Source organism: Novosphingobium kalidii, assembly GCF_040534015.1.
In the GTDB taxonomy this organism is placed as follows: Bacteria; Pseudomonadota; Alphaproteobacteria; order Sphingomonadales; family Sphingomonadaceae; genus Novosphingobium; species Novosphingobium kalidii.
Map to the genome: position 1 here is coordinate 168,819 of NZ_JBEWLY010000008.1, position 19,465 is coordinate 188,283.

General features: G+C 62.3%; 18 protein-coding genes. 7 read left to right on the forward strand and 11 right to left on the reverse strand.

Translation table 11 applies throughout. The features are described 5' to 3' along the window. Positions 1 to 153 precede the first annotated feature (153 nt). The 5 genes from recA to dapA all read right to left on the reverse strand — a co-directional run bounded on the left by recA (position 154) and on the right by dapA (position 5,954). Complete coding sequence (gene recA / locus ABVV53_RS03970; RefSeq protein ID WP_353983070.1) at positions 154 to 1,227, reverse strand: recombinase RecA; 1,074 nt, start codon at positions 1,225 to 1,227, stop codon at positions 154 to 156. 241 nt (positions 1,228 to 1,468) lie between these two features. Continuing rightward, entirely contained in the window at positions 1,469 to 3,907 is a 2,439-nt protein-coding gene (locus ABVV53_RS03975; protein ID WP_353983073.1) for a hybrid sensor histidine kinase/response regulator, read from the reverse strand. Further along, a complete protein-coding gene (locus tag ABVV53_RS03980) occupies positions 3,904 to 4,488 on the reverse strand; it encodes a DUF2062 domain-containing protein (protein WP_353983076.1) in 585 nt (194 codons plus the stop codon). The genes ABVV53_RS03975 and ABVV53_RS03980 overlap by 4 nt, the downstream gene beginning before the upstream one ends. Beyond that, entirely contained in the window at positions 4,485 to 4,967 is a 483-nt protein-coding gene (smpB, locus tag ABVV53_RS03985) for an SsrA-binding protein SmpB (protein ID WP_353983078.1), read from the reverse strand. The genes ABVV53_RS03980 and smpB overlap by 4 nt, the downstream gene beginning before the upstream one ends. A 105-nt stretch (positions 4,968 to 5,072) precedes the next feature. Next, on the reverse strand, positions 5,073 to 5,954 hold the full coding sequence (dapA, locus tag ABVV53_RS03990; RefSeq protein ID WP_353983080.1) for a 4-hydroxy-tetrahydrodipicolinate synthase: 882 nt from the start codon (positions 5,952 to 5,954) through the stop codon (positions 5,073 to 5,075). 98 nt (positions 5,955 to 6,052) lie between these two features. On the opposite strand from dapA, the gene ABVV53_RS03995 reads away from it, so the two are divergent. From ABVV53_RS03995 to ABVV53_RS04015, 5 genes are all read left to right on the forward strand, one after another. Further along, positions 6,053 to 8,017, forward strand: coding sequence for a lytic transglycosylase domain-containing protein (locus tag ABVV53_RS03995; RefSeq protein WP_353983082.1), 1,965 nt, complete (start codon positions 6,053 to 6,055; stop codon positions 8,015 to 8,017). A gap of 69 nt (positions 8,018 to 8,086) precedes the next feature. Continuing rightward, on the forward strand, positions 8,087 to 8,566 hold the full coding sequence (greB, locus tag ABVV53_RS04000) for a transcription elongation factor GreB (protein WP_353983084.1): 480 nt from the start codon (positions 8,087 to 8,089) through the stop codon (positions 8,564 to 8,566). A 75-nt stretch (positions 8,567 to 8,641) separates the two neighbouring features. Next, positions 8,642 to 8,860, forward strand: a complete 219-nt coding sequence (locus ABVV53_RS04005; RefSeq protein WP_353983086.1) for a hypothetical protein — start codon at positions 8,642 to 8,644, stop codon at positions 8,858 to 8,860. Between the two features lie 179 nt (positions 8,861 to 9,039). Continuing rightward, on the forward strand, positions 9,040 to 10,863 hold the full coding sequence (gene glmS / locus ABVV53_RS04010; protein ID WP_353983088.1) for a glutamine--fructose-6-phosphate transaminase (isomerizing): 1,824 nt from the start codon (positions 9,040 to 9,042) through the stop codon (positions 10,861 to 10,863). A 47-nt stretch (positions 10,864 to 10,910) separates the two neighbouring features. Further along, positions 10,911 to 13,250, forward strand: coding sequence for a putative bifunctional diguanylate cyclase/phosphodiesterase (locus ABVV53_RS04015; RefSeq protein WP_353983090.1), 2,340 nt, complete (start codon positions 10,911 to 10,913; stop codon positions 13,248 to 13,250). Between the two features lie 17 nt (positions 13,251 to 13,267). On the opposite strand, the gene purQ is transcribed toward ABVV53_RS04015, so the two are convergent. Both purQ and purS read right to left on the reverse strand, forming a co-directional pair. Continuing rightward, the gene (gene purQ / locus ABVV53_RS04020; protein ID WP_353983092.1) at positions 13,268 to 13,948 is read right to left on the reverse strand and encodes a phosphoribosylformylglycinamidine synthase subunit PurQ; all 681 of its coding nucleotides are present in this window, start codon (positions 13,946 to 13,948) and stop codon (positions 13,268 to 13,270) included. Continuing rightward, on the reverse strand, positions 13,945 to 14,181 hold the full coding sequence (gene purS, locus ABVV53_RS04025) for a phosphoribosylformylglycinamidine synthase subunit PurS (protein ID WP_353983094.1): 237 nt from the start codon (positions 14,179 to 14,181) through the stop codon (positions 13,945 to 13,947). Before purS ends, purQ begins: the two co-directional genes overlap by 4 nt. Before the next feature lie 137 nt (positions 14,182 to 14,318). Here purS and ABVV53_RS04030 point away from each other — a divergent pair, with 137 nt between their 5' ends. Further along, positions 14,319 to 15,230 (forward strand): SDR family NAD(P)-dependent oxidoreductase, encoded by a 912-nt coding sequence (locus ABVV53_RS04030; protein WP_353983096.1) that lies wholly within the window; start codon positions 14,319 to 14,321, stop codon positions 15,228 to 15,230. Between the two features lie 7 nt (positions 15,231 to 15,237). On the opposite strand, the gene ABVV53_RS04035 is transcribed toward ABVV53_RS04030, so the two are convergent. From ABVV53_RS04035 to ABVV53_RS04050, 4 genes are read right to left on the reverse strand one after another with little or no spacing between them, the layout of a single operon-like run. After that, positions 15,238 to 15,600 (reverse strand): DUF2794 domain-containing protein, encoded by a 363-nt coding sequence (locus tag ABVV53_RS04035; RefSeq protein ID WP_353983098.1) that lies wholly within the window; start codon positions 15,598 to 15,600, stop codon positions 15,238 to 15,240. Between the two features lie 6 nt (positions 15,601 to 15,606). Then, positions 15,607 to 16,320: a serine O-acetyltransferase EpsC gene (gene epsC, locus ABVV53_RS04040; protein WP_353983100.1), complete on the reverse strand. Its 714-nt coding sequence runs from the start codon at positions 16,318 to 16,320 to the stop codon at positions 15,607 to 15,609. 45 nt (positions 16,321 to 16,365) lie between these two features. Beyond that, on the reverse strand, positions 16,366 to 16,977 hold the full coding sequence (locus tag ABVV53_RS04045; protein ID WP_353983102.1) for a P-loop NTPase family protein: 612 nt from the start codon (positions 16,975 to 16,977) through the stop codon (positions 16,366 to 16,368). A 13-nt stretch (positions 16,978 to 16,990) separates the two neighbouring features. Further along, positions 16,991 to 18,277 (reverse strand): heavy-metal-associated domain-containing protein, encoded by a 1,287-nt coding sequence (locus ABVV53_RS04050; RefSeq protein ID WP_419956748.1) that lies wholly within the window; start codon positions 18,275 to 18,277, stop codon positions 16,991 to 16,993. A 70-nt stretch (positions 18,278 to 18,347) separates the two neighbouring features. Here ABVV53_RS04050 and purM point away from each other — a divergent pair, with 70 nt between their 5' ends. After that, complete coding sequence (purM, locus tag ABVV53_RS04055; protein ID WP_353983106.1) at positions 18,348 to 19,463, forward strand: phosphoribosylformylglycinamidine cyclo-ligase; 1,116 nt, start codon at positions 18,348 to 18,350, stop codon at positions 19,461 to 19,463. Positions 19,464 to 19,465 lie beyond the last annotated feature (2 nt).

Here is a 19,465-nt window from a genome sequence, read left to right on the forward strand (position 1 = left end):
CGATCAGCGTAATCGGACGCACCACCGCACCACAAAAAAACCTGCTCAGCCTTTCCCAAGCTTTGAAAGGAGAGCCGCTTTGTCTTGAAACGGAGCTTTTCTCGGGACGCTGGCGATCTTCTTGGCCATGTAGGCCGCCAACGCCCTGAAAACTTAGATGTCGTCTTCCTCTGAAGGTCCAGCCATCATTTCCTCTGCCAGACCTTCTGTCTTTGCACGAATGGCCTTCTCGAGCCTGTCGCAGATTTCAGGATTAGCCTTCAGATAGGTCTTGGAGTTTTCACGCCCCTGACCAATCCGGATCGAGTCGTAGCTGAACCAGGCACCTGATTTCTCGACGATACCGGCCTTAACTCCCAAGTCGAGAATCTCGCCGATCTTCGACACACCTTCGCCGTACATGATGTCGAACTCGACTTGCTTGAATGGCGGCGCGACCTTGTTCTTCACCACCTTCACGCGAGTGGCGTTACCGATGATCTCGTCTCGGTCCTTGATCTGACCGGTGCGACGGATGTCGAGGCGAACCGAGGCATAGAACTTGAGTGCATTGCCGCCCGTGGTCGTCTCCGGGTTGCCGTACATCACGCCGATCTTCATCCGCAGCTGGTTGATAAAGATCACCATACAGCGCGATCGGCTGATTGAGCCGGTGAGCTTACGCAGTGATTGGCTCATCAAGCGGGCCTGAAGGCCCACGTGGCTGTCACCCATCTCACCTTCGATTTCCGCCCGCGGGACCAACGCGGCAACGGAGTCCACCACCAGTACGTCAATCGCGTTCGACCGCACCAGCGTATCAGTAATCTCCAGCGCCTGCTCGCCCGTATCAGGCTGGGAGACAATCAGCTCATCAATGTTTACGCCCAGCTTCTTTGCATAGACCGGGTCGAGCGCGTGCTCTGCATCGATGAAGGCAGCGGTGCCGCCTACCTTTTGCGCTTCTGCAATACAGTGCAGTGCCAGCGTTGTTTTGCCGGAGCTTTCCGGCCCATAAATTTCGATTACACGACCGCGCGGCAGACCGCCTACGCCCAACGCGATGTCCAGCCCGAGCGAGCCGGTGGAGATCGCCTCCACTTGCATCGCCTCCTTGGAGCCCAGCTTCATCGCGCTGCCCTTGCCGAAAGCACGGTCAATCTGTGCGAGCGCCGCTTCAAGGGCCTTTTGCCGGTCCATTGCGTCCTTTTCCTTGCCTTCCTGGATCAGCTTGAGCTGAGCAGCCATGTCACTTTCCCTTCGCTACCTGGCTGACCGGAAAGGTCAACGTCACCAGCCTCATGTATCCCATTTGTTCTTTAAGAACAAGAGGCGAACATTGTCTTCCGTCAAGATCGACCACTCGCCTGAAAAGCCTGCTGTTCTGCTCGCTTGCGACGTCCCGGTCCACCAAAGCACAGCTGCCGCTGGGAACATCGGCGGGTCCTGCATTTCCACAGCTTCGTCGCCGCTGGGGCGCGGCTTCGCTTCAGGATTGCCGCTGCTTTGTTTGCGCCAGGATGTCGCCGACCTTCTCCGACAGTTGTTGGACCGAAAAGGGCTTCGGCATAAACCAAGAGTGCGTGAGCCCGATCTCCTTGCGCAGTTGCTCTTCAGCATAGCCGGACATGAACAGCACCGGCAGGACGGGCGCGAGCTCTCGGATGCTGCGTGCCATTGCCGGCCCGTCCATCGTGGGCATGACGACGTCGCTGACCACAAGATCGAAGCTGCCTCCCTGCTTCACGAGCTCCAGCCCTTCCTCCCCGTCACGCGCGGAGGTGACCTGATATCCCTGGCGAATGAGTGCGCGTTCAGCAACGACTCGCACCGGATCCTCGTCTTCGACAAGAAGGATACGACCTCCGCCTGCCCACTGGCGGGGAGCCTCGATCGCCTTGACGGGCGTTCGTTGTGAGCCTGGGGTCCCGTGCTCCACCGGCAGGTAGACCTTGAAGGTCGTTCCTTTGCCGACTTCGCTGTCTGCGAAGATGAAACCGCCGGATTGCTTCACGATGCCGTAGACTGTCGAAAGTCCGAGTCCGGTGCCCTTCCCCTGCTCCTTAGTGGTGAAAAAAGGTTCGAAGATCTTGCCGAGATGCTCGGGCGGAATACCGCTGCCGGTGTCTCCCACACAAAGTGCGGTATAATCCCCCACCGGAATGATGTCGTTGCGCATGGCTCGCACGTCGGCGGCGCTGACGCGCATCGTTGACAAAGTGAGCCGCCCCGAGCCGTCTCCCCGGGACTGCATTGCGTCGCGCGCGTTGACCGCCAAGTTGACGATGACTTGCTCGAGCTGTGTCGGGTCCGCGCGCACGGGCCCCAGATCCCGGTCATGAGTGACGACAAGCTGGATCTTCTCGCCAATCAGCCGCCGAAGCATCTGCGACACGTCGGCCACAATGTCTGGAACTTGCAGGATCTCAGGACGCAGCGTCTGCTGACGCGAGAAAGCCAGCAACTGCCGAGTCAACGATGCGGCACGATTCGAGTTCGCCCGGATCTGCTGGATATCATCGTAGTCCGAGTCGCCCGGAGTGTGCCGCATCAGCATCAGGTCGCAGGTCCCGAGGATTGCCGTCAGCACATTGTTGAAGTCATGCGCGACGCCGCCAGCCAGCTGGCCGACCGCCTGCATCTTCGTGGCCTGCGCCACCTGCCGCTTAAGGCGGGTTTCCTCGGACGAATCGGTCAGTCCCAAAAGCACAGCTGCTTCTCCCAGCCCTCGGACGCCCGCAAGGCTGAGTGACACAGGGTCGTCGGGCTGCGCTGCCAGGCGGACGGCGATGTCTCCTGCGGCTGCAGAGCCGTGGCCGAATCGCCGGATCGATTCAGAGAGCGTGCGCTTGTCCTCTTTTACCACAAGATCGGTGGGGTACGTCGGAGGTTGCTGCCCTTCGCGCCCCGCCGCGCGCATGAAAGCTGGATTGGCGAACAAGAGCCGCCCGTCGCGATCCGCCATCGCAAGGCCCAGCGGCAATTGGCCCAACAAGGCCTCCAGATGCGGCACGGCCGCTCCGGTGGTTTCGCCCGCCCCGATACCCAGCCCGGCATCGACCACTAGTATGAGTGAGGGAATCGTCAGCGGATCTGGTCGAACCGCCGCATCGGGATCCGCGATGGGCACGTGATAGAGCATCAGCGGCGTCGCGCGCTGCCCATCACGAGCCCACACAAGGCGGTCGCCCTCCTCCTGCCTCAGCATGCTGACGAAATCCTGCCCCACGAGGTCTGCCTGAGGATCACCCGCAGCGCGCTCGGCAAAGCCGATGCTGGTTGCGCGGATCTGACCGTCGGGCTCCACGACTGCCGCAGCGATGCCGGCCTGGGACAGAGCAAGCCCGAATTTGCCCTCAAGGTGCGTAGTGAGCTCGGAGAGAGGGTCTCCTTTGAACTGCGCAGTGAAGCGCCAAACGAGGAAGTCCTCCCCCCGTCCGGCTCGCTGAGCTTCCGTCGACCAACGGTGGGGCCCGAACGCCCCATCTTCTTCGGCGCTCGCCAGCGTAAGTTGCGCATTGCCATCGCGCCACGCGACGCGCACTGCATCTGCCAGCCGTTCTCGCGAGGCATCGTCTACCGGAAGTCGGGGCGGCGCGCTGGCAGCGCCGAACCAAGTTTCGAAAAGAGAGTTGGCGCATACCAGGCGCCCAGCGCGATCCGTGATAGCAATGGCGGTGTCCGGGCGCTCGACCGCGGCAACCGTAACCGACCAGTCCGGCGCGGCGAGTTCCTCTACGAGCGTAGGCGCACGCCTCCGTCCCGCCGTGAGCGCGACGGCACCAAGTGCAAGCACCGCCGCGAAGTAAGCAGACACGACGATGGGATCGTTCGTCACCAGCCAGACAATCCCGGCGCTGACGGCGAGTGCCAACCCTAACACGAGGAGGTCGCGGCCCTCACGAGTTGGAGCCGCTGCGTTGTTCATGCGGCGCCCCCTGGCGGGTCTAGGCCCTGGCCACGAGCCGGCCGAAGTTGCCGAGCTTTGTTTTTGCGTCCGATCCACCCGCGCCAGAACCACACCGCGAGGAGGTACCCTAATGCAGCGCTTCCAACCGAGAGGATCGAGAGCCCCACCACGAGGGATGGCGCGGCATCGGACAGAAGCCAGTACAGCCATTCATGCGCGCTGGCGCCGCGTTCATAAAGCGCATGGAACGTCGAAAGATCGGCGTGATAGCCCATGCGATTTCCAAGCCAGATCGCGGCGGCAAGTATCAGGGGAGTCGTTCCCGGATTGGATAGGAAGGTCATGGCCGCAGCCAACGGAATGTTTCCCCGCACCGGCACGCACATCAGAGCGGCACCTATAATCTGAATGCCGGGTATCAGCGCGAAGATGCCGACAAGAAGCCCAACTGCAACGCCGCGCGGTACAGAGCGGCGCGTGAAGCGAAAGAGATCCTGCCTCCGCGCGAGAGGTGCAGTGAATCGGTTTGCTGCCAATTGCTCGTGCGTCGGCATTTGCGCGTGAAACCATCGCGACAAGCGGGAAGACAGCGTGCTCATCCGTGGTCTCGCAAGATCCTCGCTTGTTCGCGCTTCCAATCGCGCTCCTTGATCGTGTTTCGCTTGTCGGCGGCATTCTTGCCGCGTGCAAGCGCGAGTTCGACCTTTGCGCGGCCACGGCCATTGAAATAGACCGACAATGGAACGAGTGTCATTCCCTTGCGCTCAACTGCTCCTTGCAAACGCGCAATCTCGCGCTCGTGCAACAGCAGCTTTCGCGGTCGTTTCGGCTCATGATTGTAGCGGTTCCCGTGGCTGAACTCCGGCACGTTCGAGTTGACGAGCCAACACTCGCCACCCCGAACTTCCGCGTAGGCTTCAGCGATGGAACCTTCGCCGAAGCGCAGAGACTTCACTTCGGTGCCGGTGAGCGCGATGCCAGCCTCGAAGGTATCCTCGATGTGGTAGTCAAAGCGGGCGCGGCGGTTCTCCGCCACACTCTTCACTTTATCGAACGTTTTGCTTTGGGGACGGGCCATGATGATGCGGGATGTAGGTGCACCCCGCCCGAAAAGAAATCAGGAACGGCGACCTGACAAAAAACTTCGTGTGTGCGCCGCCCCGAGAACAGTCGTTGCCTTCGTTCAGACCAAGCCAGCATGCACGAGAGCGGCATCGACAGCCTTCATGGCCTTTTCCCCGCAGGGGATGAGCGGCAGGCGCAGTTCGTTGGCGATCCAGTCAACAACCTTGCTCATGGCATACTTGCAGGGTCCCGGTGAGCTGTCCTCGAACATGGCGTAGTGCAGCGGGTAGAGCCGGTCGTTGAGTTGACGCGCCAAGTCCAGATCGTTCGCAGCGCAGGCAGCCTGAAACTCGGCACATAGAGCCGGCGCGACGTTCGCCGTGACCGAAATGCAACCGACACCCCCAGCGGCATTGAAAGGCAAAGCAAGCTCGTCGTCTCCCGACAACTGACAGAACTGCCTGCCAATGCCCATGCGGTGATCGGTAACGCGGGAGAGATCACCGCTGGCGTCCTTGATCCCGACGAACGTATCCGGGAAGCGCCGCGCGAGTTCGCACACGGTCTCGGGCTTAAGATCGGTAACGGTGCGGCCGGGCACATTGTAGAGCACGATCGGCAGATCGCAATTCTCTGCCAGGTGGGAGAAGTGTGCAAGCAATCCCTCCTGACTCGGCCGATTGTAGTAAGGCGCGACGACCAAGGCGGCGGCTGCTCCGCTCTTCTTTGAAAAATTCATGTGGAGAAGTGCGTTCGTCGTATCGTTGCTGCCGCACCCTGCAATCACCGGGACCCGACCGGCCACTTGCTCAAGGCAGACTTCGATAACGCGATGGTGCTCGGCGTTGGAGAGCGTGGAGTTCTCGCCCGTGGTGCCACAAGGAACGAGCGCAGAAGACCCGTTCTCAATCTGCCAATCGACTAGCTTGCGGAATGCAGCTTCGTCGAATGCGCCGTCGCGGAAGGGGGTGACGAGTGCCGGAATCGAACCCGAGAACATGGACTTCGCCTTTGCCAATGGTCATCAAGACGGCATTATCGGCGCCAAGAGAGGAGCCGGCCGTTTGTTCAGCGCCTGATAAGGAGCCTTTTTCCAAAATGTCCAGCATGCTGCGTGCTTCCACCTGTCTCCTGCTGACATCAGCGATCTGTGTTCCCACGGCTTCCTTGGCTCAGGAGGGCCGTGATTGGGATCGCGCCCGCGCGATTCAGATGCAGTCGCACGATCTGGCAACGCACCAGTCCGTCGAGCAATGGAGGACGCTCGTTGCCAATAGTCGCCTCGGCTTTGGCACCTACGCCTCATTCCTGATGAGCTATCCTGGGTACCCGCAGGAAGAGAAGATCCGCGGCTATGCGGAAAAGGCGCTCAGCAGCGAATCACCGGACCCCGGCATGCTTGTCGCGTTCTTCGATCGCTTTCCGCCACTTTCTAGCGAGGCTGCTGGGCGTTACGCCACTGCCCTGACCTACATGCGGCGGCCGGACGCAGCCGAAAAGGCGGTTGCCGCCTGGCGCGGAGGATCTCTGTCGGCAAATGACGAAGCGACGCTCATGTCCTTCTATCGGGATCGTCTCAGCCCGGCCGATCACGACGCGCGAATGGATGCGCTGCTCTGGCAGAACGAAACGGCGCAGGCGGAACGCCAAGTCTCTTTCGTATCGGCCGCTCAGCGGAATCTTTTCATGGAGCGACTCTCCCTTCTGCAAGGTGCAGCGCCCGGTTCCTTGGGATTGCCTGTAAACGCCCGTCTTCTGCGGGATCCCGGCTATGTGTATAATCGCTCGGCGCAAGCCCGCAAAAGCGGCAATCTACCCGCCGCGATCAGCTTGTTGGCGACCCGGGCGCCGCTCGAGCGCCCTGCCCTCGAAGCCGAAAAGTGGGTGCGAGAACTGCTGACCGTCGCACGAGGCGCCGGGGCAGATCCCGCGGTCCGCATTGCGGCCTCCATTGACGATGCTTTTGCGCCGGGCACCGACATCTCCAAGCTCTCCTTTCGCCTTCGCGACGACTACACCTCGCTGGTCTGGCTTGGTGGTACGAAGGCATTGTGGGAGCTTCGCGACCCACGCCGGGCCGCTCCGCTTTTCTATCGCTATGGCGCAGCCGCGCAGACGCCTGGCACACGATCAAAGGGCTTCTATTGGGCGGGTCGTGCCGCAGCCGAGGCCGGAGACAGCGCTGGGGCAAAACGCTACTTCGAGATGGCGGCGCAGTACGCTGAGTACTTCTACGGCCAGCTCTCGCTGGAGCGGCTGGGTCGGCCGATCCCCAATCTGGACGTGATGCCCCAAGCGCGGCCGAGCGCTGCCGAACGCGCCGCTTTCCATGCCAAGCCGATCACCCGCGCCGTGCGGGACGTAGCACGCGATGGCGACTGGCGGACCGGCGTGCAGTTCTTCCGCGAGATATCCGATCAAGCAAAGACAGAAACCGACTACGTTCTTGTGGCCGAGCTTGCCCGGGAAATCGGCCGGCGCGATTTGGGAGTGATTCTCGGGCAGTCCGCTCATGCCGAGGGCTACGCCGCCTTCGGTCGTATAGCATTTCCAGAGATGCCGGTCCCTGCCGGCACGAACTGGATCATGGCGCATGCGATGACGCGCCAGGAGAGCCAGTTCGCCCAGAACGCCATCAGCCATGCCGGCGCCCGAGGGCTGATGCAGTTGATGCCCGGAACTGCGCGAGAACAGGCGGGCAAGATGGGGCTGAGCTACAGCGTGGACGCGCTGATCTCAGATCCAACCTACAATGTGCGGCTGGGCGATGGCTACTTCGGACGCATGATGGATTATTACGGAGGCGCCACTCCTTTGGCCGTGGGTGCGTACAACGCCGGTCCAGGGAACGTGAACAAGTGGATTCGCGCCAATGGCGATCCCCGCACAGGTAGCATCGACTGGATCGAGTGGATCGAGCGGATCCCGATCTATGAGACCAAGAACTACATAACTCGCGTTCTCGAGAACGCGGTGGTCTACCAGCGCCTTCAACCGCAACGTGGGTACTATCGAGGCGAAACGCCGCTGAGCAATCTGCTCGGCAAGCGCACTCCCGGCTGAGGACGAATCGAGACGCTCCCCCGAGAACAGGGTGGCGTCGAGACTTGTTACACGTCACAGGCAGCGCGCATGAAACCCGCAGGTCCCCCGATCACTCCCGCCGGCATGGCCGCGTTGCGAGCCCGCTACGATCATTTACTCGGTAAGGAGCGGCCGGAGATCGTAGAGATCGTGAGCTGGGCGGCCGGCAATGGCGACCGTTCTGAAAATGGCGACTATCTGTATGGCCGAAAGCGGATGCGCGAGATTGACCGGGAACTGGCACATCTCGCCAGAAGGATGAAGGCGCTCAGAGTGGTCGATCCCGCGTCGCAGGAGGATCGCTCCCGCGTCTATTTCGGCGCGACAATCACGCTTGCAGACGAGGAGGACGAGCGCATGACGCTCACCATTGTCGGCGATGACGAGCAGGACGCCGGCGCAGGCCGGGTCGGGTGGAGCGCTCCTCTGGCCCGGGCCCTGCGTGGCGCCGCTGTAGGCGACTTGAGGATCGTGCGCCTGCCCTCCGGCGAAAAGGAATGGGAAGTCCTCGAGATTGCCTATCCGTGACCTTCATGCTGGCCCGAGGGGCACTTGGCTTGGCGCAACAGACCTACTAAGATGCATCGTTCTAAGGGGGGCGTCGTGAGCCAAAAGAGTGAAGAGGAACTGCGTCACGCTCTCGGCAATGCGAGGGCGGAAGCGGAAGCGCTCAAATCAATGTTGAGCAAAGCCGCGGATCGCCTCGAAGATGTCGTCGAAGCCGATTGTTCGGCGGAGGAGCAGGCGAAGGCGCTTGCGACCGCGCGGCGCTTGCGTACGGCGGTCGATCGCAGTGACAACCGCATTTCCGGCGGCGCTTAAACAGCCCTCTCGCTCCTAGCTCTCAGGCGCCGACAACAGCTGCGCGCGGAGAAAAGCTCTGCTATCGGCCCGAACGCGATTGTGAGACTACTACCCGCCTGTGCTTCGCGCGGGCGGGTGTCAGCGACACGGTAAGCGAAGGGCTATCAGGCTCTCCCCTCAAGGAAGGCAAGTTTCTCATGTGCGGCATTATCGGGATCGTCGGCAAAGATGAGGTCGCAGACCGGCTAGTCGACGGCCTCAGGCGCATGGAATACCGCGGTTACGACAGCGCCGGCGTCTGCACCGTCCACCAGGGAGAGCTGGTGCGCCGCCGCGCGCAGGGCAAGCTGATCAATCTCGTGCGGGAGTTAGCGCAGAACCATGCGCCAGGCTTCACCGGCATCGCTCATACGCGCTGGGCAACGCACGGCGGTCCAACAGCGGCCAACGCCCACCCTCACGCCACTGCCGAGCTGGCGCTTGTACATAACGGCATCATCGAGAACTTCCGCGCTTTGCGGGAGAGTCTTGAAGCCAGAGGTCGCAGCTTTGAAAGCCAGACCGACACGGAGGTGGTGGCGCACCTTGTCTCCGAGCAGGTGGAGGCAGGACTTTCCCCCAAAAATGCGGTCCAGGCCGTTCTGCCTCAGCTGCGGGGTGCCTTTGCCCTAGCGATCGCATTCCGGCAGCATCCGAACCTGCTGATCGGCGCGAGGCTCGGGTCCCCGCTTGTCGTCGGCTACGGCGATGGCGAGACGTACCTCGGCTCCGACGCGCTCGCGCTGGCGCCGCTGACACAGCGCATCAGCTACCTCGAAGAAGGCGACTGGGTCGTAATCACGCGCGAAGGCGCACAGGTCTACGACGCCGACAACAACCCCGTTGAGCGCGAGATTGTCGCCTCGGGAGCTTCGGCAGTGGCTATCGAGAAGGGCAACTATCGCCACTTCATGCAAAAGGAGATCTTCGAGCAGCCGACGGTCGTTGCCCAGACGCTGCACAGCTACGTCAGGCAGGTGGACCAGTCCGTGGCCCTGCCCCAGATCGATTACGACCTTTCGAAGATCAACCGTGTGACGATCGTCGCGTGTGGCACCAGCTACTACGCGGGTATGGTAGCCAAGTACTGGTTCGAACAATTCGCCCGTCTACCGGTCGACATCGATGTCGCTTCCGAGTTTCGCTATCGGGACCCGGTGCTGGAACCGGGCGGGCTGGCGCTTTTCATCTCGCAGTCAGGCGAGACTGCCGACACGCTGGCAGCACTGCGCCATTGCAAGGCTGCGGGGCAGACGATCGCTGTTGTCGTCAATGTGCCAACCAGTTCGATGGCGAGGGAAGCGGACTTGCTGCTGCCCACTCACGCGGGGCCGGAGATCGGCGTCGCCTCGACCAAAGCCTTTACTTGCCAGTTGGCCGTGCTCGCCGCTTTGGCTGCGCACCTCGCCGTGTTGCGCGGCCGGATCGATCGGGACGAAGAGATCGAGATCGTCCGGCATCTCGTCGAAACGCCCGCGTGCCTGAACGCTGCACTCAGCCATGACGAAGAGATCGCGGCAATGGCGCACCTGATCGCACCCGCGCGCGACGTGCTGTACCTTGGACGCGGTCCGGACTACCCGCTCGCGCTGGAGGGCGCGTTGAAGCTGAAAGAGATCAGTTACATCCACGCCGAGGGCTATGCGTCGGGTGAAATGAAGCACGGCCCCATCGCGCTCATCGACGAAGCAGTGCCGGTAATTGTTCTCGCGCCCTCGGGGCCGTTATTCGAGAAAACCGTGAGCAACATGCAGGAAGTGCGCGCAAGGGGCGGTAAGGTCGTGCTGATCTCCGACGCGGACGGGATAGCCGAGGCCGGGGATGGCTGTATCGCCACCATCCAGATGCCCAAGGTCCACCCGCTCATCGCACCGCTGGTGTACGCGGTGCCGGTGCAGTTGCTTGCCTATCACGTAGCCTGCGTGAAAGGCACAGATGTCGATCAACCACGCAACCTCGCCAAGAGCGTGACAGTCGAATAGCAGCACCCTTTACCTGCCACTAACCTGAGGGCGAGTAGAAGCTGCTGGTGCCAGCCAAGCGTCCCTCTTCCCCTGCATACCCCGCTCGCCCAGCGACTCGGCAGCTGTGCCGCGTCGGAGAGGAATATCGGCGAGATTTCGAGGAGTTGCGGGGCGATGGTATCCGCGCGGCGATCCTGAACAGAACGGTGATCCAATGCGCGGCAGCTTCCGCGGCCATCTGTGTCCTGAACCGATATCTTCCGGTCTCCCTTCTGCTCGGCTGGACGGTGCTGCTTGCCACCACGCTGATCTGCATCCTTAAGCTCGAGCGCGGACTGGAGGCGAATAGACGAAGGCGAGTTCCACGCCTGTTCCGACCGTATATCATTGCGTCGGGTCTGAACGTCTGCACCTGGTCAACGCTTGTGTGGATGGTCGCCGAGGTCGGGAATCTCGAGCTGCAAGTGCAACTCTGGGCTGTGAGCGCATTTCTCATCGCCGCCTCAGGGATGCTCCTGCCGGGTAGCCCGAGCTTCTCCATCTTGCTCGCGGGCACGCTGAGCGCTCTGCACATCGCGACGTTCCTCGCCAGCGGACAGTTCGGAATGGGCGCCACCGCCATTGCGTTCGCCCTACTGAGCGCGGCCGGCATCGTGCAGAGCGGCCGACGCTATAGAACCGCAAAGCGGGCGCTTGCGGTCCTGCAGGAAAACGAGGAGGTGGTGTCGCTTCTGCTGCGGGAGTTCGAGGACAGCGACGCAGACTGGTTGTGGGAAATCGACACTACCAGGCGGGTGCGATCGGCGTCACGGCGTTTCGCCTATGCGCTCGCTCGGGAACCGCAGGAGGCTGAGGGTCAATACTTTCTGGCGCTGCTGGCTGGAGAGGGCAAGAACCCCGTCGCCGTTCACGCGAGTCTTATTGATCTGGCAGAGCGACTGAACCGTCGGGAAAGCTTCTCTGACTTACTGGTGCAGGTCACGATCGGTGACACGCCTCGCTGGTGGGAACTCTCGGGAACCCCAAAAACCGACGAGTACGGGCGGTTCGCGGGCTTCCGGGGGGTGGGCTCAGACGTGACCGCTGCTCGTCTAAGCTCGGAGAAAATTGCTTACCTCGCGCGCTACGACACGCTCACCGGTTTGCCAAACCGCCTGATGCTGACCGAGGTACTGGGCAAGGCGCTGGAGCAAGCCAGAGAACGCGGAACCACATGCGCCTTCCTAATGATCGACCTGGATCGGTTCAAGACAGTGAACGACACGCTGGGACACCAGGTGGGAGACCAGCTCCTCGCACACGTTTCGGAGCGGCTACGCGGACAGATGATTGAGAACCAGACGTGCTGCCGGCTGGGCGGCGATGAGTTCGCCGTGGTCATCGACAATGTAGGTGACGCCGCCGATGTGGCGATCACGGCACAGCGGATCATCGACGAGTTGTCGCAGCCTTACGGCATCGAACCCCATATGCTCTTCGTAGGCGCATCGGTCGGCTCCGCTCTGGGCCCGCGCGACGGTGCCAACGGCGAGACCCTGATGCGCAGCGCTGATCTGGCACTCTACCGTGCCAAGGATGCCGGCGGAAATGCGCACTTCACCTATGAACCGTCGCTGCACGCTGTGGCGGAAGAGCGCCGCCAACTTGAGGCCGCCTTACGCACAGCACTGCAGGCGAACGAGTTTGAACTGGAGTACCAACCGGTTGTCGACGCTCAGCACGAGCGCATCGTGGGGCTGGAGGCGCTCCTGCGCTGGAACAACGCACAGCACGGGCTGGTGAGCCCCAGCAAGTTCGTTCCCGTGGCTGAAGACACACGGCTGGTGATCCCGATTGGGGAATGGGTCCTTCGTAAAGCTTGCCTGGAAGCGATCCGCTGGCCAGATGCCGTGCGGATCGCCGTCAACGTGTCGGGCGAGCAACTGCTGGACCCGAACTTCTCCGCAGTGATAGTTCGTGCGCTCTCAGACAGTGGGCTCACTCCGCAGCGGCTCGAGATCGAGGTGACCGAGAGCATCTTCCTGCGCGACGCAAATCTTGCGCGAACCGCGCTTGAGGAGATTATGGCGCTCGGCTGCACAGTCGCGCTCGACGATTTCGGGACGGGCTACTCGTCCCTTGGGTATCTGCGGGAACTGCACTTCTCCACGATCAAGGTGGATCGCAGCTTCGTCCAGGGCGCAGCGGTCGGGAACTCCGAGTGTCTGGCAATCATCCGCGCTGTCGTGGCGATGGCAAACAGCCTCGGGATCTCGACCACCGCCGAAGGCGTCGAGACCATTGCAGAATTGGACGTCGCACGAAGCTTGGGCTGCAACAAGATTCAAGGCTTCTACTTCGGATATCCGATGCCCGCCTCGGACGCGCTGGAGCTGTTCGACAGCCGCCTTTCCAGCACTGGCTGATCCGCGCTTTCTGCCGATCAGGCCCCGACGAGACCGCGCATCGCGCTTTCAAACATGGCCCGTCCGTCGCTGCCGCCTTGTGCTGCCTCGATCGCCCGCTCGGGGTGCGGCATCATGCCGAGCACGTTCCCTGCACCGTTAAGCAGCCCGGCAATTGCACGAGCCGAGCCGTTTATCTCGTCGGCATAGCGGAATGCCACCCTGCCCTCACCCTCAAGCCGGTCGAGTGTGGCATCGTCAGCGTAGTAGTTACCGTCGTGATGAGCGACGGGAATGCGAACGATCTGTCCCGCTTCATATCCACTCGTGAACAGCGAGTCGGCATTCTCAACCTTGAGAGCGACTTCTCGGCAGACAAAACGAATGCCCGAATTGCGCAGCAGCGCACCCGGAAGCAGACCGCTCTCTGTCAGCACCTGAAAGCCGTTGCATACGCCGAGTACGGGGACGCCGCGGTTTGCGGCCTCGACTACAGCTTGCATGACCGGAGATCGCGAGGCGATTGCCCCGCACCGCAGGTAATCGCCGTAAGAAAAGCCACCGGGCAGCGCGATGAAGTCGAGCCGCTCAGGCAACTCGGCATCGCCGTGCCAGACGCGAATGGGAGCTGCGCCGGAGATTGTCTCCAGCGCAGTCGCCATGTCCCTGTCGCAATTGGACCCGGGGAAGGTGATGACCGCTGCGCGAAAGTCGCTCATGCCGCCACCTTCTCTACACGATAGTTCTCGATTACCATGTTCGCGAGCAGCTTGCGGCACATCTCATCGAGGGCTTCGTCCGAGACGCCGTCGTCGACATCGAGCTCGATCAAACGCCCGGCCCGAACATTGTTGACGCCTGAGAACCCCAGGCCCTCCAGCGAGTGATGGATAGCGCGGCCCTGCGGGTCGAGTACACCGGGCTTGAGGCTGACATAGACGCGCACTTTCATCGCTCGGACCTTTCGCATTCACGGGCGGGGGGGAGGTAAGGCGCATATGGTCCCGCCTTTGATTCGGGGCAAGTCACCCGCGCCCTTTCCGTTGCTTTGCGATTGAATGGCTCGCAAGCGCATGTCATCGCTGATGCATGAACATCGATTTTGCCGATCGCGTCGCCATTGTGACGGGTGCCGGAAATGGCTTGGGCCGTGCCTATGCACTGGAACTGGCACGCCGCGGTGCCAAGATAGTTGTGAACGATCTGGGCAGCGCGCGCGATGGCACAGGCAGTTCGCAGGCCGCGATGCAGGTAGTGGAGGAGATTCGCGCTGCCGGAGGCGAGGCGATTGCTGACGGCGGCGACGTTTCCGACTTCGCGCAGATGGAGGCCATGGCTGCCTGTGCCGTGGAGACCTGGGGCGCAATCCATATCCTCATCAACAACGCCGGCATCCTGAGAGACCGCACGTTCGCAAAGATGGACCCGGCGGACTTCGAAATGGTGATCCGCGTCCACCTGCTTGGCACCGCCTACGCCACGAAGGCCGTTTGGAACGTGATGCGCGAGCAACACTACGGACGCGTGCTAATGACCACATCATCGGCTGGTCTGGGCGGCAACTTCGGTCAGGCAAACTACGCAGCCGCCAAGCTCGGCATCGTCGGTCTGGCGCAGACGCTGCGACTCGAGGGCGCGAAGTACGGCATTCGCGTAAATTGCATTGCACCCGCTGCCGGCACCCGGATGACGGAGGACATCTTCCCCGACGACGCTTACAAGGTTTTCGGGGTTGAGAACGTCACGCCTGCGGCCGTCTTCCTCGTTAGCGATAGCGCACCTGACGGCGCCATCCTCGGCGCGGGCGGAGGCGTCTTCCAGGGCAGCTGGGTGACAATGGCCGACGGCATCCTCTTGCCGGAAGACGAGCGGACGGCAGAGGGCGTGGCGAGTGCTTGGTCTCGCATTGCCGATCAGCAGCCGGGGCACCCGGTGGCGAACGGAATGGAGCAGTCCTATCGGACGCTAGAGATGCTTGGGCGCTCGGTTCCGAAGATCTGACCGACGCTTAGTCGACAATCTTGAGCAACTTGCGTTCTAGCGGAACCAGCACGCCGGCGAGTTCGTGCCCGCGCTTGAGGATCTGCCCTGCTTCGCCAAAAAGGGTCCACATGCCTTGCTTGCCACGCAATGAGGGTCGTTTTTCAATCCTGGCTTGCGGGCGTTCTGCGGCTCTGCGAAAAGCTGAGAAGTTGGCGGCATCCCGGCCGAAGTCCATGGCATAGTCGCGCCACATTCCGGCAGCGACCATTCGACCGTAGAGATCGAGGATGCGCTGAAGCTCCAGCCGATCAAACCCAACTTGCTGCGGGCGAGCTCCAGGAAAAGCAATGACGGTGGCGCCGGTTGGCCCGGCTGTGCTTGCGGCCATTCCCGATCAGGTTCCCGTCAGGCCTGACGAAGCGGCTTGCACGGTATCGCTCTGTACCGTGCTCTGAGCTGCAAGCGCCTCTACTTGCTCGCGCAGACGAACCAGCTCCTGCTCGAGCTGCTCCACGCGCTGCACTCCCGAAGGCTCGCAAGGCTCCTTGCATGGCGTGCCGTAGGGCATGAAGTCCTTGGCCCAGGTCTCTGCGGCGACAAGTGTTGAGCGCGCCTTCAGCCCAATCATCGTCGCCCCCTCCGGCACGTCCTCAGTGACAACGGCGCTAGCGCCGATCCGGGCTCTGCGACCAACCGTGATCGGCCCGAGTATCTGTGCGCCCGAGCCGACGATCACATTGTCTTCCAAAGTGGGGTGACGCTTGCCAGGCTTGCCACTCGTCGGGTTGGTGCCGCCCAGTGTGACGCACTGATAAATCGTCACGTTGTCACCGATAACTGCAGTCTCGCCGATGACGGTGAAGCCATGGTCGATGAAAAAGTTTTTGCCGATCGTTGCACCGGGGTGAATGTCGATCGCGGTGAACATGCGCGACATGTGATTGATCGCGCGCGAAAGAAAGAACAACCGTGCCTTGAACAGACGGTGCGCGATCTTGTGCCAGAACAGCGCCCACACGCCGGGATAGAGCAAGACTTCCCAACGTGATCGCGGCGCGGGGTCGCGCGCGACGACGGAGTCCAGGTAGCGGATCAGCCGGTTTAACATCACCTGATACTCCTGCCTATCGCCGCGGAACGCAAGCCTCGGGCGTTAGGTTCCATTCTTGCCGTGCCCTATAGCCTCGCTCAGCGCTTCTCGCCAAATCGACAGCGTGGGGGCCTGCTTGCGTTCCAAGCTGAGCCGATCGATCGTCTCGACCAGCCGTTCTGCGCCCAGATGGCTACGCTCGCACCGCGGCACAAGGTATTCTGTTGCAGCCTGGTCGAGTACCAGACCTCGCATCTCCCCGTGCAACGCAATCAGTTCTGCGAGCATCGCGTCATCGAGAGTGCCTATTTCCAAGTGCAGCGCGGAGCCCAGGCGAGACGCGAGATCGGGAAGAGCAATCCGCCACGTGCCCGGAGCCGCGTTGGTCACGATGAGCAAGGGGCGCCCGGTTTGCTGCGCTCGATTCCAGTGGTGGAACACCTCTGCAGGGTCCATCGTCTCCGCCTCGTCCAGCGCCTCGCCTTTGCCGCTCTCGACGAACCAGCGCGCCAGCAGCGACTTGCCCGAACGGCGCGGCCCCGCCAGCACTGCGGTGTGAAACGGCCACGTCTCCGTACCGGTCAAAGCATCCACCACCGCAGCATTGGCGTTGCCAATGACGATTCGGGGCGCACCGCTTTCCAACGGCTTCAGCGGTAGTGCGATCTGACGCATCCGACCGCAGCGGCTAGCGACTGATCCTGAGCACGTTACCGTTTGCGGCGACCTGCCATCCCCGGGACCGCAACGCCGCGATCAGAGCCGCAGTGTCGCCAGCAACAGAGACTCGCATGACGGAGGTGCCACCAATTGCAAGACTCGTGGTCAGGGCATTCTGCACGCCGGGCGCGCCCCGCACGGCCGAGAGCGCCGCGTCGACCGCCGCTGCGTCAGGCGAGACGAACTGCACCGTCACGTTCTGGATCTCCGCTGCAGGGACGGGCTCAGATGTAATCGTGGCTGCAGGCGCAGGGGCCGTCGGTGGAGGCGCCGTCCGAATCTCGCGCTCCTTGAGGCGCGTGCGCAACTCTCCGAGTGCCTGATCGAAGGCGATGCTACCGCTCATCAGCGTAGGGTCGGGTACGAGTTGCCCGCGCATTAGGGCATCGCGATAGATTGCGTCCATTCGCACGACCGCTTGTGCCAGCATTTGCGGCAAGTGCTCGTCGTCGCGAGCCGTTAGCGTAAAGCTCTCCAACGCCTCGTTGTCGGGACCGAAGCGCGCAGTAAACGTGCCACGTACGGGCCCACCGGGCCACTGCCGCTCAAGCTTGGCGACTGGCACCACCACATCAGCGGCGTTGAACTGATCAAGGATATTGCGCCACCAGAGGCGGCTGCGACGGCCCGGCTGCCCGGCGGTCAGGATCAGCGACTCGCCGCCAAGGCCAGTGGGCCGCACGTAATCGACGGGGCTTCCAGAAGCCTGGAACTCGGCCCAAGCTTTTTGCCAGGCGGTGCGAACTTCAAAAACCTGGCGCGTTCCGCCGGAATAAAGGATCGGTAACACCAGCATCGGGGCCGATTGCATGCCCCCGCCCTCACCACCACCAACGTATTGCCCCGCCTTGGCGCGATCGAAGACGACGCCGAGCCGCGCGACGTAGCGGCGGGGCCCGATCTGCTCTCGCTCGATCACGACAGCGGTCACCATAGCGTCAATCGCCTCGGTGGACATGACCGGACCATTCAGCTTTTCCCAGGCCGTCTTCTGCGCTTGCTTCCAGCCCTCGATACGGGCTTCCTCACCGCTCTTGCCGGCGACGTCGACTTCGATCCCGTTGACTTGAATGTCTTCGGAGTTCGCAACCGGCGGGATGCCGCGATCTCCCTCGACTTGGGCGGTCAGGCGCGCTGCACCGAATCCGGCGAGCGCAAGCGTAGCGAAGCTGCACATAACAATCGCAGCCTTGGCCCGAGGGCCGGCTTCCGCGATCCGTTTGCGCAGGTTCTTGTGGGGAATTGCCGTGGTCATCATCAAAACCGCCGGCCTTTTGCCCAAACGCAGATGGAAATCCAAGCAGTAAAGCGTTAGGCGCTCGACGATGTCCGAAGATAGCTCCTCAACTCCGAACCAGCCCCGCTACAGCTACGAGCAGGCCGGCGTCTCGATTGCCGCCGGGAACGCGCTCGTCCGAGCGATTGCTCCACTTGCGAAAGCAACCGCACGCCCGGGTGCCGATGCCGAACTCGGCGGCTTCGGCGGCTTCTTCGATCTGCGCGCCGCCGGCTTCTCGGACCCCCTGCTCGTCGCCGCGAACGACGGGGTGGGCACCAAGGTGAAGCTGGCGATCGATTATGACCGGCATGATGCGATCGGCATCGACCTGGTCGCCATGTGCGTCAACGACTTGATCGTGCAGGGCGCCGAGCCGCTGTTCTTTCTGGACTATTTCGCGACGGGCAAGCTGGAGAACGGCATCGCAGAGCGAGTCGTCGCCGGTATCGCCGAAGGCTGCCGTATGGCAGGTTGCGCGCTTATCGGGGGTGAGACGGCGGAAATGCCGGGGATGTATGCGGCCGGAGACTATGATCTCGCGGGCTTCTGCGTCGGTGCGGTTGAACGCGGCGAGCAGTTGACGGGCGACAAAGTGGCCGAGGGGGACGTTCTGCTAGGCCTCGCGTCCTCAGGCGTTCACTCCAACGGCTACTCGCTGGTGCGGCGCCTTGCGGCCGACAAAGGCTGGAAGCTGGACCGCCCTGCCCTGTTCGATCCGGAACTGCTGCTGATCGATGCTCTGATCGAGCCGACGCGCATTTACGTGAAGAGCCTGCTGCCCCTGATCCGCGGCGGCAAGATTCACGCACTCGCCCACATAACCGGAGGGGGGCTGCTGGAGAACATCCCTCGGGTCCTGCCCAAGGGCTTGCGCGCGCATGTGGATGCCGACGCCTGGGAGCAGCCGCGGCTGATGTCTTTCCTGCAGGCACAAGGGAACATCGAACCTGGCGAAATGGCGCGCACATTCAACTGCGGCATCGGGATGATCCTTGCCGTTGCAGCCGAAGACAGCGAATCAGTTGCGGAGGCGTTGACCGAAGCAGGTGAGACAGTCTGGCGCGTCGGCGAGATCCGCAGCGGCCAGCGCGGCTGCACGGTGAGCGGCCGCGCCGAGACATGGTCGGCCCGAGCACCGTGGAGCGCCGATCACGACGCTTAAGG